The organism is Salegentibacter flavus (assembly GCF_900115145.1).
Classification (GTDB): domain Bacteria; phylum Bacteroidota; class Bacteroidia; order Flavobacteriales; family Flavobacteriaceae; genus Salegentibacter; species Salegentibacter flavus.
Map to the genome: position 1 here is coordinate 26,951 of NZ_FOVL01000003.1, position 18,514 is coordinate 45,464.

Below are 18,514 nucleotides of genomic sequence, written 5' to 3' on the forward strand. Positions count from 1 at the left end.
TTCTAATTTCTAATTAAGTTTCACGTTTTAGTACAAACGTCTGTGTCGACTTCTATGCATTTTTCTATTTTTATTGTTTATTTTCAGCCTTATAAAATAATTTCCCGCTTAAAAATAGAAGTATCAAAGGAAATAAGGAGATTGAACTAAATTCTTCTTTGCCAAGATAACTTACAATTAAAAGAATTGCGGCAATTACTGCGATCATCAAATTCTCAAAAGTTTTTTTATTCATCCTTAATTAATTTCGCCTGTGTTTACTTCAAAATTTCTGCAAATAATGAAATGTCCCCCCGCTCTCCTTGTATGATAAATATTACGGTCTCGGTTATTTTGTCGTTTATTCGATTTTTACCATTTCATCAATCATGACATATTCAACTTCCTCCATTGTAGCTTTGAATTTCAGACCGTTTCCATTAGTTTCAAGAATACTATCATTTATTCCTGTGCCTTTGTTATCCCATAGTAGATGCTGTGTTTTTTATATATTTAAAATTACCTTGGATCATTTCATTCAATTTCATAGACATTTACCAACTTTCTCGATAATCTCAAGATATTTAACCACTTTTCGTTTTTGCCCTTCCTTATTCACAAGAGCATCGAAATTCTTCTCGGGATAAATATTGATCACTTTGTGGTTCCAATAACACCTTACATCTTTTAATCTATTTTCAATTTCATCCCGCTTATTTTCCTTGAGAGTATCGTAATAATTTCTATTATTAACTAAAAAGTCAATTCTTCCATTGACCACAAGATCAATCCCTTTACGAGGAAAATCATTGGCTCTAATTTGATTATGGGAAAAGTTTATTAGATGATTAGGGTATTTTACTTCTAAAGAAGATTTGAGGCTGGGTAAATGAAAGTTCCAGAGTTCATTATAATCTGGATGAAGTTGGAAGCTTTCTTCCGAATATTCTTGACTTTCCTTAAAACCTTTCTCCAGTACTGAGGAATTTTTTATGGATGCTATTTCTTTTAATGTATCATTAAAAATTTCGCTATCTCTATCTCTTTCTATCAATAGCCCCATCTCCCGGTTGTTTCTTTCTGAAAACTCATACAAATTCATTGATGTAATAATCATAGAACTTTCATTATGATAGCACTTTGCATGTAAATTCTGGCAGAAAAAAATCTCAATATTACTGAATGAAAAAAGGTTCTTTTTTTCCTTTTGTGCTAATTCATTCTTACCGTAAATTAAGGTAATGCGCACTCCATTTCTTTGAGCATCAGAAAGTCTTTCGATTAGATTTCTACTCAACTTTAGGTATGGAGTAACCAATGTTAATGATTTTACTGAGTTAATTATAATCTGCTCTATATAAAAGGAATTACCAACAGTGGTTAGAAACTGGGCCATTTAGTATTGCTGGATTTTATTGGTTAATAATTATTGTGATAAATTTGAAATTCTGTGGAACCTCAGAAGCTTGCACATGTATTCTTGTTACGTTAATTCATAGCTTTTTTCCAGTTTTTCCTCAAAATCGGTTTAGCCACTGTAGTTTCACCCTTTGATGGTTCTCCGGAATAGTGGCAGTATTTTTCAGAATAATCGCGATCGCCATATTTATTCCACTGCTTAAAAGCTTTCTGAGTTAATGGTTTTTCTGGATTAAACGGAATTTTTTCACCAGTTCTAATGCAGTAACCAGTTATTTCTGTGCTAACTTTTTCTTCATTTTTTTCAATTTTTTTTACCACTTTTTTCTCGGGCTTTACAAGTCTATGCGATAGATCATCGATCACTTCTTCTGAATGAGAATACTTCTTTCTGACCTTTTGAAGTAAATTGCCATCCAGATATATCGGCTTTTTATGAAATAATGTTTTACTATGATTTATTACTTCCTGAAAGTATTTAAAGGCGTCAACATCAAGTGTGTTTCCAGTAATACTCCCTGTAATATTCCCCAAGAAAGTCGCTTCGGTATAGATTCCAAATTCAATGTTATTATTTTGAGAGTACTTGTATAAATTCATCGAACTTAGAATCGCAGACTTTTCATTTGCGTAATATTTAGCGTGTAGCCGTTTTTCATATTTGATTTCGATATTCGGGAACTGCTTTAAAAACTCAAATTCTTCATTGCTGAAGCTTTTATATATTTTTTCGTCGTTCTTACCAAATACAATAGTAATCTTAAGCTTAGGATTTTCGATTTTCGTCCTAAGAGCGTCCCTATATCTTGAATGTAATTGAATGAAAGGAGATATAATTATAAGTTGCTCTTCACATTCCCTAAAAATTCTACCAAGCTCCGCATTTAAATCGTCTCCGTGTAAAAATTCTGCCATATTCTAAAACTATTTAATTAAAGTGATTTATAATATTCCTTGATTTTTTGTGTCATAAGATGTCTTCTTTCTTTCAGAAAAAGATCATACTCTTCTATTCCAGCCTCCATAACTAATTCTGGAATACCATTAGCTCTAAGGTTTTCAATAAGCTCCTCTTTTGTACTAATGCCACCGTACTTCATTTCACGATCCTCTATTTGCTGTAAAACCGCGTTAAAATATTGTCCTGGCTCTTTATTACCTACCTTAATATTGATCTCAGATTGCATATAAGTATAATTCGCCACTTGATTATATTTCCCTCTTGTTAAACCATTTCTTCGAAGAAAATCTTTTGGAAATATATGATGTATATCTCCTCTATGGTCTATCATGTTTTCAACTCGAATATCTTTAGATAAAAAACCTTTGTCTCCAAGGTAAATCTGCGCTGCTATGAATACACACCAGTATGGACTGCTGGCTACAGAAGTATCTAAATTTTGGGGTAAAGCAACATCCCAAAATCCTTCACTTAATTCTGCCCCTTCAATATCTTCTAGATATTCTTTAAAGTTTCTACTAGCTATCTGTTTTATATCATAATCGAACTGAGATTCAAACGAACCGGAAGATCTACCAGTAAGTAAACTCATCACGAACCATCGCTTAACAAACGATTCGATTTCTGCAGGAGGATAATTTTGGTTCTTAAGAGATAAATACAGAATGTAGGCGAAATTGATTGCGTTTTGCGATCTTATCATCCACGGTTTCTTAAAACCTGCAGATTTTATAATCATAACGAACCTTTTAAAATTGGTTTCGTTCATGAAATTCATAACCCCTTTACGAAGTTTTTCAAAAGATGCTTCAGCTATTTCCTGTTCGTATGTTCGTGTTTCAAAATTTCTTCCTGAAAGCAAACTAACAAGATCTTCTAATTTTGCTCTCTTGAATTCTGTTCCAAAAGACACCCTCAGCATATCTGTATATGAAGGATCATAAAGATCATCATTTTCATTTTTGAGCCAGGTCATCGATTTGAAATATTCTGTATTTCTATATGCAGTATCGTTTTCGTATATAGTTGGAAAATACTCCGGAGCTACGGCCAGGTGACAAAAATAATCGATTGCCTTTCTCAGGTTCTGACCATCATAGGTTTCATTTGCTGCAATTTTTGACATTGCAAAATCTGCTTGACTAAGAACGACACCTTTAGAATTAATACGAATAAATATTTCAGTTACTACTTCAATATCAAGATCTCCGGCTAATTCAATTATTCCTATTTGGCGCAAGGGCATTTTAATAAGATTTGTAATACCTCTTTTCACCTTTTCCTTATCTGCATCAAGATTTTTCTCAAGATAGGTTTGAACAAGATCAAATTGATCTACGGAGCCATCAAAGACTCTACTAATAGAAGGAATCCATTCCCTATCTTTAGCCATAGTAGCACTCTGTACTTCAAACCTTTCTTCAAGCGGATTAAAAGCAATCTTTATCTTTTGCCGTTTGTAGTTCTTATCAATAATATATTGATCCAATACGGCAGCTCTTAGTGCTGTAATCCTCTGCTGGCCGTCAATGAGTATTTTTTTTCCGTCAGACATTGAACCATCTTTTAGGCGAACATCTGGATTTCTCCAGGATATTATATAACCAATTGGATAACCTTTATAAAGTGAATCCATAAGATCCCTTACTTTACTTTTTTTCCAAACAAATGGTCTCTGAATCTCAGGAATTGCAATCTCACCAGACTTCACCCAGGAGAGCAAAGTTTCGATTGGATGTTGATTAACACTATATTTCTGCGTTTGCATAGCCTATGTATTTTTCATCTTTCTTCTTCCTGAAATATTCCAATCTAAATTCTTGGAGTTATTGTCGATTAGCCAATCCTCGAGTGCTTTCCTCATGTAATGTGGTTCCGTTCTAATGAAGGAAATACCCACTACATATTTTTCAGATAAAGCTTTAATTGTATTCTTCAATTGTGCACCTGTTCTCTCGTGCTTTTTGGTTAAATGATTACGTAATCTTTGGCGCGAATACTTCTTACCGACATGGCCTATATATTTGTATTGTAACTCCTTTTGCGAAGGTCCCGTCCAAATGCAATAAACTATAGGTTTTTGCGAAATCATTTTTAATAATTCTTGATTGTATTTATCAAAACTTTCATAATTAAAATCCTCGTACTCTACCAGGGTAATATTCTCTGAATTGAGTAAAATATTTTCTGCTTCCTTGAATTTTTGTTCCAGGCTTGTTTCGTCAAACTGAACCTCCATAATTTTAACTGTTTTCAACTATTTGTATCTCCTCTTCTGTCAACCCATAAAGTTCATAAACCATCTGATTTATTTCGCTGTCGGTTTTATCTATCTGTTGTTTAAGTCTCTGGGCTTTTTTCTTTTTATCTTCAAAAAGTTCCATCCATTCAAACTCATCTTTTTTATTTAGTTGGGGAATTGAGGGCAGGTCTTCTTTATCACGGGTCTTATTGGTTGTCTTAATAGCTTTATTAATTTCCCTAATAAAATGATTAAAATCCAACTCATGCCATTTCTGGAGTTTTGTACTTAATTTTTCTAATAGATATTCACCGGATAAAAACTTTTGAAAAGAATGAGTTAAGTGATTAAATTCAGATTTTAAAGAAATAATTATTTGAACTAAAGCTTCAATTTTGCTTTTTTGGCTAGATAACACATTAGGTACTGGCAAATTCTTTACATAAACTGTTTTTAATCTTAATCTTCCTCTTTTTGATTTATCTCCAATTACAGGACAGTGATTCTTGAAATAAAACCATCCAATTTTGCTATTCAATACTGCGAGAAGAAAATTGTCTTCGGTAGGGATTATAAATAAAGTGGCATTGGGAATTCGGCCGTTATAATCTATTGAAAACCTCGATTCCAGTGCAATGTCAGGGTAGATTATTTTCGGTTCTTCAAAATATTGGTAATATGAACAAGTTCTAAATTCATACCATGAATTACCTTTGTCCGATCGACTTTCTAATCTTTCTTTGAATTGAATAAGATGATTATGAATAATAGGATACCGCGTTAAATCTTCTCCGATTTTGGCCATAATAATATATTCATGCGAATCTTCTATAGCATATTTCCTGGAATCTGTTCCATTCATAAATGGTTTAACTACATCACTAATACCCGGTTCAACTTTGATCCAAGATTCATATTTCTCGGAGCTAATAACATAAGCTTCATTAAATCCTGTTTTTAATCCAAACTTAATTTCACCACCAACATACTCATTGAGGGTCATTTGATTTTCCGAAATTTTCTTTAATAATTCAAGTACTTCATAAGAATTTAGTTGCCAGTTGCCTTTTTCAATAGCTACGCTTTTTTCATTTATATAGGTAGATAAATCCCCAAATTTGAGACTTTCAATTTTAGTGAATTTAACTTCTTCTTTTTTTACTCCTTTATTAATGATTAAAATACAAGGAAAGGTTGCTGCATCACTAAAAACCGGTAACTCTCCGAAATCTATTATTTTTATAATATTGTAGTCATCTAAAAATTTCCTCAAGCTTGACCCGTAATTGGATTCTATAAATTTGTTTGGAGTAATGAAGCCGAATTTCCCTTGAGAGTTTAAAATTTTCAACCCCTTCTCATAAAAGTAGGTGTATAAATCTGCTGTACCATTAAAGCAATTAAACACTTTTTTCAAGTAAGGCTTTATTTCTTTAATTAATTCATGTCTTACATATGGTGGATTTCCGATTACCACATCAAAACCTCCGTTTTCAAATACATCCTTAAATTCCTCTTCCCATTTAAATGCTTTCTTTCCGGCTACTTTGGGATCATCTATTAATGAATTTCCGCATTTAATGTTACTGCTAAGGTCATTGAGTTTCCTGCGGGGTTGTGCTGTTCTTAACCAAAGACTAAGTTTAGCAATCTCAACGCTTTCTTCATTGATATCTACTCCATAAATATTGTTTTCAAGAATAGTGTTTTCAATATCACTAAAGACTAAGGCCCCACCCAAAACTTTGGCTTTAAGCTCGTCGATATATCGATGTTCCTTAATCAGAAAATCAAGAGCCTGATTTAAAAAGGCGCCGCTTCCACAAGCGGGATCACAAATGGTAAGTTGTAATAACCAGTAGCGATAATCATCTAAAGTTTGTAAAAGCTTCTTCTTAGTATTCTTATGAGTACCCTTTTTTACTTCAAAATATTCCTCTTCATGAAAGTTAAGTTCGTTCTTCTTATCATCACACAGTTTGCCCACAGTATTCTCAACAATGTATTTTGTAATGTATTTTGGAGTGTAAAAAACACCGTCTTTTTTACGTTTACTTGTTTGTTTATCAAATTCGCCACCTTCAATTTCAGCATTAATACTTTCAATTTCATTGAGTGAATTTTCAAATATATGCCCAAGGATATTTACATCAACTTGGCTTTCAAAATCATAAGTAGCAAGTTTTGCCGTGTGTTTGTAAAGAAGTTTATCATCTACCTCTAAAAGATCTAGAATAGTATCAGGTTTAAAGAGTCCACCATTGTAGGCAAAAATCTCTGCACGACTATCAGTGCCTTTTCTGCCGGTATCTAAATAACCAAAATAGAGCTTGAATCTTTCGTATAGAGGCATTTCTGCATCAAGATCCTTTAATTTATTCCAGTCAGCTATAATTTTATGAATAGAATTTGGCGGTAAAAGCCCACGGTCTTCAGCGAAGAAAATAAAGAGAAAACGGTCTATTAATTTTTGTGATTTTTTAAATAGGCTCTTCTTTACATTCTTCTCCAGGCCTGAAATTTCCGACTCGAATTTCTCACTATCCTGGTACTCTTGCGATAAAAGTTCAGACTCTCTAATAGATTTAAGTCGCTTGGCATTACGCCGCACCAAATCGCGGTAGAGTTCTCGTTTAAAAAGTGAATAATCTTTGTAAAAATCTTTTGTAATGGCTTCCTCTTTAACCAAAGAGGCCTCTTTGATTTTTAGCGGGATTCCTGTACTTATATTTTCGTAATTCAAACACAACCTAAGGAGAGAAAAATCGTTACGAGTTAAACCAAAGAGATCAAATTCTATAAACTCGGTAGCATCATTTATATAGAACCTTAGTTTCTCAAAGTTAGAGGTAATAACATATATACAGTCTTTTTGGTTAGCTTTATAATCAAAAGCTTGTTGGCGAATTCCTTCCAGGTGTTTGGTGTTAGTTCCTTTAAGTTCTATAACTCCTATAGCCTGATTATCCTTAAGTATAGCTCCATCGGCCTTACGAGCGTTCTGCTGATTCTTAAATTCGGTAGTAAGATTGTAATTAGGTTGAGGGTTCAGGGTATAACCTAAAATATTCACAAACAATTCATTTAGAAAAGTTGCTTGAAACTGCTCCTCCTTAGAGCTCTTTATATTTTCTTGAATAGTTTGATTATGAAAATATTTGGTGAATTTCTTATATGCCTTTTCAACTATTTGTTCATCCTGTAAACGCAAATAGTTTTTAAGTACAGAAACCTGAAATAATGCCATGTAAATTGTAGGTTAGTTGGTAGCCCGAAAAGAAAATAACAGAAGTAGGGTAACGTAATTTTCAATCCAGGCATAAAACTATAAAATTATCTTAAAATAAGCTAAGCTCGATGTATAAATAAAATCAAAACATCGGTCGCTACGGGAAAAAGTTTCGGGCAGGGTTAAAGCAGTAGTTATGTGTTTCTTGAACGTTTTGTTTTTAAGTCCATTGGATCAAGTGTAGTATTGTAGTAGTGAATTGATCCGATCGTTTGTTTTTTAAAACGCAAAGGTATAAGTTATTTGATCTTTCAAAATGGCACAAAACGAACCGATATGGGCTCAATTTGCACCCTAATGCCTGGCACTATCCTACCGAAATCACTGGCACAAATCGATCCGAGATATCCAGCAATGAAAGGTCCTTTTAACTTTTGAGGCACTAACAAACCTTAAAATGTGCCTGAACTGGCGTGGGCTATTTTGTCTGATATTTATCCTTCAAACTTTCATTATTTTCATTTTTCCAAGCAGTCCAACCGTTTCTGTTTCCACCATTAACAAATTTAGCAGCTCCACTTGGAGAACTAAATTTATATTCAGTATTTATTATTATTTCAGTCTCTTCTGCAGTATGACTAAGAGTCTGAATTAATGTATCTCTTGTGTTCTTGTATTGTTGTGTTGTAGCAGGTGTATAATCTTTACTTATTTTACTCCCGCTCAATAATGTTAATGATTCATCTTCTGGGTTAAAAACTCCTTTTGAATTTTTAAATAAAAAAATATTCGCTTCCTGTAATTGGTTCTCTTTCTGGTCCTGTTTTGTTTCAACGACAGAATTATTAGAAACTATTTTTTCAAGTAGCGAAAAAAGTGGTTTAAAATATTTAAAATCTTCTTTGTCAAAGTTTTTCGAATTTTCAGCAAGAATGTTTTTTGAAGTTTCTTTAATGCTTTTGTTTAAGTCATCAATCGATTTATTTTTAAAGTTTCCAAGAGTTTTAGTTAAAGATTCTTTGTAAGCTTCCTCATATTTTTTAGAGTTATACATATTCTCAATTGTACAATCAGCAGTAAAATTTTCTGGTTTAATTAATGGGAATGCAAAAAAATGATTGTGTTTAATCTTATCTTCTTTAAGTTTTCTAAAACCGCAATTGTCCATTTCTGGTTCAAATCCTGCTTTTTTTAATGTGTTTTTTCCAGCCCCGTCATTGTCATAAATCCCAATATATGTAACATTGTTTTTTAAATCTGTTTCATATAATCCATTCATAAATGGATGAATTTTACTTTCGCCTCCCAAAGAATAAATATCAAAATCAATATTTTTATACTGTTCTTTTAGAGCGGTGTAAGCATTTTTAATGTGTATTTTGTCGTGTTTTCCTTCAACTAATAAAACAAGTTTTTTGGTGCTAGAAAGGAAAGAACTTTGCTGGTGCTTATTCCAGAATTCGCTAGTTAAATCATTTACGATTTCCTGTTTTTTCTTGTCAATGATTTGTCCTTTATCCACCATAAAGAGCTCTTCCTCATTTATAGCTTGAGTTATAGTAGGAGAGTGTGTTGTTAAAACTATCTGTCTATTTGATTTATATGGCTCAAAAGTTTTGACAATTAGTTCTTTATTATTTAAGTGGATATGAGCATCTGGTTCATCTAAGATAAATAGGCTGTCCTCTTGCTCTGCAAATTCAAAAGCAGCTTTGATTAAGAGCAATTTTTTCTCGCCCTCACTTAAATCTTCAATGGTTAAATGTTGATTGAATTTAATGGTAATATCATTAATGATTTTTGAACCTTTTGGAGTGAAAGCCAAATAAAGATGCTTGTAAACATCATCAGCTATATAACCTTCTTTATCAAATATTTTTTGAAGTTGTGGTATTGTGTATTCAGATTTTGAATCAATTTTTTTAATGAATTCAAGTGTTGGACTATTACTGTAATTTGTATAACTCCCTTTATTGAAATCAAATTTCACTTTATCTATTTTATCTATACCTAACGCTTTCTTAATAAAGTCTTTGTTATCATCTAAGTTCGAAAGAGCCAAACTTAAAAGTGAAATATGCCAGTAAAATTTATTCAAATACAACATTTGTGGTGTTTGAGAATAAAGAATTCCTTCAAGCTTAGTTTTATTAATATCTTTTATAAAATCATCATAAAATGGTTTAAAACATTTTCTCCAAAGCCTGTCTTCTTCACCACTATATATAGCTACAACCTTTTTTGGTAAATAATCTTTAATAGAAACCAAATCTTCATCATCTTTATGAAAAGTAAGTTTAGATTTTGATTTATTTATTTTTATTGTTTCGTTTTTACTATTAAGATATTCAATTTCATAATCAAATGAAAGGCTTTGATTTTCAGTATATAGACTCTTGAAAATTAAGCTTAGTGATTCTAGTAGATTACTTTTTCCACTCCCATTATTTCCTATTATTGCAACAATATCAGAACTGTGCACCAATTCAAAGTCGAGGTTTTTATATCCATCTATTTTAAGTTTTTTTATTTTCATATTGTACTAAATATTTCTTTCTCAAACTCAGACATCGCTAATACATTATTTTGTATAGCTTTACTCTTAAAACCTTGAATCTTTCTTTCTAAATTTGATATGTATTCTGCTATTTCTTTTTGTGTCTCAATAGGAGGTAATGGAATAGGAATGTTTAATATTTTATTTTGGTTAACAATTGGTATTGTTGCTTGTGTTTTCTCTTTTGTTGTGATGTTTATAAAATTGTTGAAATAATAATAAACGAATTCAATATCAGCAATTGTAGAATCTATTTCTAATCCTGTAATTTGTTGATTACTTGTAGCATATTCGTTTTTTATGATTCCGACTTTGCCAATAGTTGAGCCTATTCCTACAAAAAGTAGAGTGTTTTGTTTAAATCCCCTAGCTTTTCGATCATCGATAGCTAGTCGAGTCACTTTTCTTATAGATTCTTCTAAATACATTTTATCCGTTAAATCTGCAGGAGTATAAAAGTTTATTTTTCCATCATCAAAATATTCTTTCCTTGCAGTTGGAGGAGTTGTACCAGTGGAAATATCGAAAAGAATATCCTTTACTCTTTTTATAGGGTAAGTTGATTTCAATGCAAATGCTTTAGAATTATCCCATCTATCCAGAGTGGAATATCTAATTATTTGCAATAATTGTTTTTGTTTTTCTTCTAACTTCTCAAAACCAAGTACTTCAAAAAGATAGTTTTTAATTTTTTTTTCAAGCTCTTGTACCTTTTCTTCTTGTTGTATCGCTAATTTTATTTTGGTATTGTAGCTTTCTACAATCCTGTTTTGTTCCTCAAGGGAAGGAAGTGGTATTAAGTACTCCAGTACTTGATATGGTCTGATTGCAGCATAGTTTGTACTTCCAGTTGCTTTTACTTGCTTAGAAAATCCATCACATTTAGTTAGAATTGACAAAAAATCTGGGTTCAATCTAATTTTGTCAATTTCAAAAAGAAAATAATGTCCGCTTACAATGGCGTTTGTTAATTCTTTTGGGACAATACCATATCCACCAACTTTTGCATCTATTTCTGCAACTAAGAAATCATCTTCTTTACACGAGTATTGTTTTTTAGTTTTTATTTCTTTTCCTAATACTTCATCACGGAGTATGATTCCCTGTCCTCTAACTTTAACTCTACATCTTTTGTAAATCTTTGTATCATCTATTGTGATGGATTCTTTCCTTTGAGTCAATACTTCAGATAATTCCACTAAAGGATAGTCAGAATAAATTTTTGATTTATTATTAAGGGTATAATAATCCCAAAACTTCAAAGTTTTAAAGTTTGAAGTTTTTAAGTATTTTTTATTACTTACCATAAAATATTTCAGGTTCTTGTGCTAGAGAATCTACCATAGCTATTCAAGGATAAACTTCGTTTTTGTCAGAATTATAATTAATTGTATCAAATTTTACTTCCCACAGTTTATTTGCTTTCCTGTACTCTGTAAATTCTTTTGCTAAAGGTTCCAATTCATTTTCAATTTTAGAACCAGTTGTGCTAATCCCAGCTTTATCAACTTCTGCAATGGGGATTTGGTAATCAAAATCTGTTTTGATTTTAGCCTTAATTTCTGTTTCAATTTTGACTTCTAGTTCTTTTAAGTCCTTTCGTAACTGTTTCTTTTCAGAAACTGTTGGAGCGTCTTTTCCTCTTAAAGCCAGTTTTGATTTTAAAGCCTTTGTTTTGGGAGCATATTTTGCTTCAATTTCTACTTTAGCGTTTTTGAATGTTTTTTTATATTCTTTAGCTTCTTCCTCTGTAAATTTTTTAAAGAATAATAAACTTGGTTTTACTGTAGCGCCACTTGCTATGAAAACATCTTGTGGTATAGAAGTAATCAACACAATTTTAGCTTTTCCTTCCACAAATTCACGTGTTTTTTGTAGGTTAGTATTATTTAAAACACCTTCAGGTAAAACGATTCCCATTCGTCCACCAGATTTTAATAAATTCAAGCACCTTTCAATGAAAAGTACTTCTGTTAATGTACTCCATTTACCAACTTCAAATAAGTCAAGAATGGGCTTTCCTTTACTTTTATCTTTTTTGTTAATATAATTTGCCCATTCTTTTAGAGGTTCAACAACTTTCTCTTCATAATTCTGGTATCTAGTTTTGTACTTTTCCAATTTATCTACTGAGGGTAAGTCTAATTCAGTTACTTTAAGCGATTTTTCTACCCTTGCACCAAAAGGCGGGTTGGTAAGGATAACATCAAAACGTTCTTCAAAAATTCCATTTACATTTAATAATCCATCATTATGGTGAACACCTCCGTGTCCATCTCCGTGCATAATCATATTCATTTTAGCTGTCCTAGCCATTCTAGGATTTGCATCAGTTCCATAAATACTATAATGAGAAAGCTTATGATACCTGCTTTTTTCATCATCGATATCGAATTCTTGATTTATTTTATGAATTTTTTCTTGCACTAATTTTATAATTTTTTCTTGTTCTCGCACTGAGAGTTTTTCAAAATTTTCATTATAATATTGTTGCTTAAGTAATTTAATTTGATTATTTATTTCAGAATCTATTTTGTCTCTTATATGTTCAAAAGCACTAATTAAGAATCCGCCACTACCACAGCAGGGGTCGCAAATTGTCTCACCCTCTTGAGGATCGAGAATGTCAATCATAAAATCTACAATGGTTCGTGGTGTGAAAAATTGTCCTAATTCACCTCTAAAAGTTTTCCCCAGGAATTGTTCAAAAGCAATTCCTTTTACATCATCAGAGGTGTCAGAAAGGTTAAACATTTCAAGTTCTTCAACTATCATTTCAAAGCTATTTTTCTTTATTTTAATGATATCCTTAAACTCAAAAAGGCCATCAGTTTCAAATTCTTTTTTTGTCTCATTGAAAAGAAACTGCATATAATCTTGGTCAAAGTTGGGATATTCCTTCTTAAGGCTAGGACGAATAATTTTCTCATAATTTAGTTCGTCAGCTTTAAACCTATCTTTTGAAAAAATCATTTCCTCTTTAGAACTTCGTTCATACATTATTTTCATAAACAAAATCTTACTGATTTCATCAAATGCAGCCTCAGGAGATAGTTTATCGTTGTTTCTAATTATGTTATGACTTCTTGTTAATAATTTAGTGAACTCTTCCCTGGTAAATCGTTTGTTTTCATTTACATATTTTACTATTTTATTATTATCCGAGAGAATGTCCGCTTTGGGAATTTCTGTTAATTTCTCAATTTTCTTATTAGAAATTTCATTTTTAATATGAAAAATCTTAGTTTCCTTTAGGTTTACTGCAATGAAAAAATTGGCATTAATTGTTGAAGCAAAATTATAGCCGAGTGAATAGTCAGATTCCTTAATTTTGATATACTCAGCTTTACATTCAACTGTAATAATTATAGAAGGAATGATATTTTCATCTTTGTCTAATTTATTTCGCCAAATTGCAATATCTGCTTCATATCGTTTTTTTATTTTTACATCTTGCCCAAGTTGACTTAATGAGTATCCGTAAACATTAACAAGTCGGCAGATAAAGTTTTGCTTTAATTCTTCTTCTGCTGAATACTTAATCCATTTATCTAATAAAGGAGCAAATATTTTATTCTTGTTTTTATCTATTTTTATTTCTAGTTTCATTTTTCATCTATTGTTGAATTGATTAATTCTTTTACATCAATACCAAACAGATTGGCAATTTCCAATAATGTTTTCAATGAAGGTTGTACTTCATTAGTACACCATCTAGATACAGTTGTTTCGTTTCTATTTAGCTTTCCGGCTAACCATTTATTGGTTTTTCCATATTCAGCTAAAACGACTTTCAATCTATTAATTGCCTTTTTATTCATAATTGTTAGCATCTAACGCAAATGTATCATCTTTTAACGATTAGTAGGTGTTCCGTTAGTATAATTTGATTGGTTGGTTTTCGGAAATGGAAAGCTTTCTATTTGGTGAGGCAAGAACAAAATAAAATGTGCTTGACCTTGCGTTGGACTTCTTAGCTTGCAGGTAAGTCGCTATATACTGTCTAAAATAATCTTACAATAAGCAAAAGGACTGGATAAACCCAATTTCCCTAAATTTAAAATATTAAAATAAAAGGAAATTACGGATAATCATATAGAAGGATATTTTAGGCTAGGCAATTAAGCGAATAAAAACAATTATAAACGTTTTAAAGATTATCTAAACAATTCATCATCAAAGAATTCTTTTAAAGTAATTCCAAGCGCTTTACATATCCTATTTAGGGAATAAATAGTTATCCCGCGCTTTGATTTAAGATTTTCCCAGGGTTGAAAATTTTGCCGATCAACATCTATATTTTTTGAAATACCACTTTTAGAATCGCCTTGTTTTTCTCTTAGTCCAAGAAGTCTTAGTTTAATTTTTTGCTTTAGTATTTCGTCTTCTTCCCTCAATTTTGCCATAAGGCAATTTGGTAAAATCTATATTTTTTATTGTAATGCATTTGCATTACATAAATTTTTATTTTATATTTACTTCATATTAATATATTTGCGAAACTTCTTTAAGTAAAAATATTAGAAGCATTTCGCTTTGAATCTCAATCTGAAAACTGGTAATTTTTTGCAACGAGATGATAAGCAAGGATGCTCACGACCCGGGCGTGGGCTCTCTTATCGTTGCACGGTATACCAGTACCTCAGATTGATAAGTTGAGTCTCCACGCCTTTTTTGGTTTTTAACTCCACTTAATTTTCAAAGTAATCTTCTACAATTTATAAGCATTAGTCTCGCTTTTTTTTGCCTCTACATTATTATAGGCCATAGTGGCCGGCAGTAACAAGTACTGTATTCGCTAATTCTTGTTTGCGGGAACAAGGAAATCACTTTAACAATCCCGTGGGTTGCTGTTATATGTCCTATTATTTAATAACAGCTTTGGGTGGGGTCTCTTTGAGGCTCTGGGAAAAATAGATTTGGGTTAATAGCTATTAACGCATAGGGCCGTTAAGTTTAGTAAAAAAGAAATTGTTTATGAAAAGAAAGTGAATTAGCCTTAGTTAAAGGTGTTAAGCCAAAAAGCCTTCCCCTAAGATTGGCGTCTAAGCGGGGAAGGCCTAAGCTTAAAATAAAACAATGTTTCATTTAATCACACGTAAAATTATGAAAAATAATTACTCGCGCCTTAAATGGGTGGCGCTAATTATTCTTGGCGGGATAATATTCTTCTTGTCCAAGGCTGCGACTGCAGCAACTACTACTTCCCTATCCTTGCAACAGCAAGAGGTATCGGGAATAGTAAAAGATCAAAGCGGCCTTCCTATCCCGGGCGTAACCGTAACAGTTAAAAACACCAATAGAGGAACAATAACTAACCTGGATGGCGAGTACAATATCACTGCCCCTGCCGATGGGACTTTGGTTTTTTCCTATATAGGTTTTAAAACCGCAGAAATCCCAGTAGATAACAACGAAGAAATTAGCGTTCTATTAGAGGAAGACGTTGCCTCCCTTGGAGAGGTAAAAATCAATGCGGGGTATTACAATACTACTGAACGGGAACGAACGGGAAATATTTCAAGAGTTACCGCAGAGGAAATAGAATTACAACCTTTAACGAGCCCATTGCAAGCGTTACAAGGAAGAGTTGCCGGATTGGAGGTAGTTGATCAAAGCGGTGTACCGGGGGCGGCTCCTACTATTCGAATTCGGGGTCAAAACAGCTTGCGGAATTCTCAGAACGACAATGGTAATTTACCCTTATATATAGTAGATGGAATGCCGATAAATTCTGGACCTGTCAACTCTATAAACCAGTTCACTTCGGGAATAGGAACTGATCCTCTAAGTGGACTTAATATTTCGAATATTAAAAGTATTGAGATCCTTAAGGATGCCGATGCTACCGCTATATATGGATCCAGGGGAGCAAATGGAGTGATTTTAATTACTACAAAAGGTGGAAGCTTTAGCGGTAAAAGTGATAGAATTGAAGCTCGCGTATATAGTGGTGTTAGCCGGGTAGCTAATTTCGTAAATCTCCTGGAAACACCACGGTACCTGGAAGTTAGACGACAGGCTTTTGAAAATGATGGAGTTGAACCCACAGTTTCCAATGCAAAGGATTTATTATTATGGGATACAGATAGAAACACTAATTGGCAGGAAGTGCTTTTTGGAAGATCTGCACCTACATTTAATGCCAATTTAAATTATGCTGGTGGTGGAGAATTCACCTCCTTTAATATAGGAGCTTCCTATTTTAAACAAGGAAGTGTCTTTCCGGGAGACTATTCATTTGAGAAAACAACAGCAAATTTTGCACTAAACCACCAATCCCAAAATCGAAAATTCCGTCTCAATCTTTCGGTTAACTATGGTTTAAATGATAACAGTTTATTTAGTAGTTCAAATTTTGTAAGAACAGCATTAAACTTATCACCGAATGCACCAAGATTATATAACGAAGATGGAAACCTAAATTGGGAGGATTCCTCCTGGAATAATCCTCTAGCGGCACTAGAAGGAGAAGGAGAAGCTAAGACCAACAGCCTGGTTTCTAACCTTGGACTCCAATATGATCTAACAAAAAGCTTAACTTTTAAAGCGAATCTGGGGTATAACCTTTTAAATAGTAAAGAAAATATATTATTACCTATTGAGACATATGATCCTGCAATTTGGAATCGTGTTTCTAATCGCTCCCAACATTCTTTTGTAAATAGAATATCCTGGATTGCAGAACCTCAATTCCATTATAAAAAAAACAAAGGTTATCATAATATTGATGCCCTTGTAGGCGCAACATTTCAGGAAAATAACAACGATAATCTCGTTATTAATGGCACTGGCTATTCTGATAAACAACTCATAGGGAACCTGAATGCGGCAGATGCTGTTAGTGTAAATAACGACAGGAAATTAGTTTATAAATACCAGGCGATGTTTGCACGTTTAGGTTATAATTGGAATCGTACATATTTCCTAAATTTAACTGGAAGAAGAGACGGTTCTTCTCGATTCTCTCCAGAAAATAGGTATGCAAATTTTGGTGCCGTTGGAATGGCCTGGATATTTACAAATAATCTTTTCTTCAGTGAAAAACTACCTTTTTTAAGTTTTGGTAAACTTCGAGGTAGTTACGGGATCACCGGAAATGACCAGATAGGCGATTATCGGTATTTAGATACTTACGAATCTACTCCGGGACCTGGTGGTTTATATCCAACTCAGCTTACCAATCCGTCTTTTACCTGGGAAACTAATAAGAAAATTGAAGGAGCACTTGAATTGGGATTCCTTAAAGATCGTATAAATCTAAACCTTAGCTGGTACAGGAATAGATCATCAAATCAATTGGTAGGCTATGCACTTCCTGCTATTACAGGGTTCAATACAGTAGAAGCTAACCTACCTGCAACTGTTCAAAATACAGGTGTAGAAATTGAACTTTCTACTTTAAACTTAAAAACAGATCAGTTTAAATGGAGAAGTTCTTTAAACCTTACCCTCCCTTCTAATAAACTTATCAGGTTTGATAACATTGATCAAAGTAGTTATGCAAATGCTTATAGAGTGGGTAAACCGCTTGATTTAGGGATTTTATATCAGTTTAATGGTATAGATCCAGAAACCGGTTATTTTCAGGTTGTTGATATAAACCAGGATGGTAGAAATGACTTCGATGATAGGACTGCTATTAGAAACCTTGGACGCAAGTTTTTTGGGGGAATCAATAATCAAATCAACTACAAGCAATTTTCCCTCAACTTCTTGTTTGAATTTGTAAAGCAAAAAGGAAGCAGATATTATAATAATGTTCCCGGATTTCTTGGAAATGTAAACGAAGAGAGTGTAAATAATAGCTCAGAAGATGGGAATACTTCTTTACAGAGACCTACACAGTCTATCTTTGGCTTTATTGCTTATAATAATGCAAATTTGAGCACCTATGGCATTACTGATGCCTCTTATATTCGGTTAAAAACATTATCGCTGGGATTTCAACTCCCAGAAAAAGTAACCGGCTTTATTCCATCTTCTGAGGTACAGCTTTTTGTACACGCACAAAACCTTTTTACCCTCACTAATTATGACGGTCTTGATCCACAGAATCCCGGATCTTTAAATCTCCCGCCACTTCAAAGTATAACCGGAGGAATTCAAATTAATTTCTAAACTAAA

At 32.7% G+C, this 18,514-nt stretch carries 12 protein-coding genes; 1 reads left to right on the forward strand and 11 read right to left on the reverse strand.

Translation table 11 applies throughout. The annotated features are described in order from the left end of the window. Positions 1–70 precede the first annotated feature (70 nt). From BM266_RS17010 to BM266_RS03675, 11 genes are all read right to left on the reverse strand, one after another. A complete protein-coding gene (locus tag BM266_RS17010) occupies positions 71–235 on the reverse strand; it encodes a hypothetical protein (RefSeq protein ID WP_175494748.1) in 165 nt (54 codons plus the stop codon). A 288-nt stretch (positions 236–523) separates the two neighbouring features. After that, on the reverse strand, positions 524–1,375 hold the full coding sequence (locus tag BM266_RS03630; protein WP_093406001.1) for a phospholipase D family protein: 852 nt from the start codon (positions 1,373–1,375) through the stop codon (positions 524–526). Positions 1,376–1,467: 92 nt separating this feature from the next. Then, entirely contained in the window at positions 1,468–2,313 is an 846-nt protein-coding gene (locus BM266_RS03635) for a phospholipase D family protein (RefSeq protein WP_093406004.1), read from the reverse strand. Positions 2,314–2,330: 17 nt separating this feature from the next. Beyond that, positions 2,331–4,127: a DUF262 domain-containing protein gene (locus BM266_RS03640; protein WP_093406007.1), complete on the reverse strand. Its 1,797-nt coding sequence runs from the start codon at positions 4,125–4,127 to the stop codon at positions 2,331–2,333. 3 nt (positions 4,128–4,130) lie between these two features. Further along, a complete protein-coding gene (locus BM266_RS03645; protein WP_139220588.1) occupies positions 4,131–4,598 on the reverse strand; it encodes a hypothetical protein in 468 nt (155 codons plus the stop codon). A gap of 4 nt (positions 4,599–4,602) precedes the next feature. Next, positions 4,603–7,290, reverse strand: coding sequence for an Eco57I restriction-modification methylase domain-containing protein (locus tag BM266_RS03650; protein ID WP_317040943.1), 2,688 nt, complete (start codon positions 7,288–7,290; stop codon positions 4,603–4,605). 1,018 nt (positions 7,291–8,308) lie between these two features. Then, positions 8,309–10,366, reverse strand: a complete 2,058-nt coding sequence (locus tag BM266_RS03655) for a DUF4357 domain-containing protein (RefSeq protein WP_093406015.1) — start codon at positions 10,364–10,366, stop codon at positions 8,309–8,311. Further along, positions 10,363–11,694: a restriction endonuclease subunit S gene (locus BM266_RS03660; protein ID WP_093406017.1), complete on the reverse strand. Its 1,332-nt coding sequence runs from the start codon at positions 11,692–11,694 to the stop codon at positions 10,363–10,365. Before BM266_RS03660 ends, BM266_RS03655 begins: the two co-directional genes overlap by 4 nt. A gap of 43 nt (positions 11,695–11,737) precedes the next feature. Further along, the gene (locus tag BM266_RS03665; protein WP_093406020.1) at positions 11,738–13,996 is read right to left on the reverse strand and encodes an N-6 DNA methylase; all 2,259 of its coding nucleotides are present in this window, start codon (positions 13,994–13,996) and stop codon (positions 11,738–11,740) included. Further along, entirely contained in the window at positions 13,993–14,208 is a 216-nt protein-coding gene (locus BM266_RS03670) for a helix-turn-helix transcriptional regulator (RefSeq protein ID WP_093406401.1), read from the reverse strand. The genes BM266_RS03665 and BM266_RS03670 overlap by 4 nt, the downstream gene beginning before the upstream one ends. Before the next feature lie 336 nt (positions 14,209–14,544). Further along, entirely contained in the window at positions 14,545–14,793 is a 249-nt protein-coding gene (locus BM266_RS03675; RefSeq protein ID WP_093406022.1) for a helix-turn-helix domain-containing protein, read from the reverse strand. 700 nt (positions 14,794–15,493) lie between these two features. Here BM266_RS03675 and BM266_RS03680 point away from each other — a divergent pair. Continuing rightward, complete coding sequence (locus BM266_RS03680; RefSeq protein WP_093406025.1) at positions 15,494–18,508, forward strand: SusC/RagA family TonB-linked outer membrane protein; 3,015 nt, start codon at positions 15,494–15,496, stop codon at positions 18,506–18,508. Positions 18,509–18,514: the final 6 nt, after the last annotated feature.

Coding starts and splice junctions, on each gene's coding strand:
- BM266_RS17010 (WP_175494748.1), bottom strand. CDS start 235: ATGAATAAAAAAACTTTTGAGAATTTGATGATCGCAGTAATTGCCGCA.
- BM266_RS03630 (WP_093406001.1), bottom strand. CDS start 1,375: ATGGCCCAGTTTCTAACCACTGTTGGTAATTCCTTTTATATAGAGCAG.
- BM266_RS03635 (WP_093406004.1), bottom strand. CDS start 2,313: ATGGCAGAATTTTTACACGGAGACGATTTAAATGCGGAGCTTGGTAGA.
- BM266_RS03640 (WP_093406007.1), bottom strand. CDS start 4,127: ATGCAAACGCAGAAATATAGTGTTAATCAACATCCAATCGAAACTTTG.
- BM266_RS03645 (WP_139220588.1), bottom strand. CDS start 4,598: ATGGAGGTTCAGTTTGACGAAACAAGCCTGGAACAAAAATTCAAGGAA.
- BM266_RS03655 (WP_093406015.1), bottom strand. CDS start 10,366: ATGAAAATAAAAAAACTTAAAATAGATGGATATAAAAACCTCGACTTT.
- BM266_RS03660 (WP_093406017.1), bottom strand. CDS start 11,694: ATGGTAAGTAATAAAAAATACTTAAAAACTTCAAACTTTAAAACTTTG.
- BM266_RS03665 (WP_093406020.1), bottom strand. CDS start 13,996: ATGAAACTAGAAATAAAAATAGATAAAAACAAGAATAAAATATTTGCT.
- BM266_RS03670 (WP_093406401.1), bottom strand. CDS start 14,208: ATGAATAAAAAGGCAATTAATAGATTGAAAGTCGTTTTAGCTGAATAT.
- BM266_RS03675 (WP_093406022.1), bottom strand. CDS start 14,793: ATGGCAAAATTGAGGGAAGAAGACGAAATACTAAAGCAAAAAATTAAA.
- BM266_RS03680 (WP_093406025.1), top strand. CDS start 15,494: ATGAAAAATAATTACTCGCGCCTTAAATGGGTGGCGCTAATTATTCTT.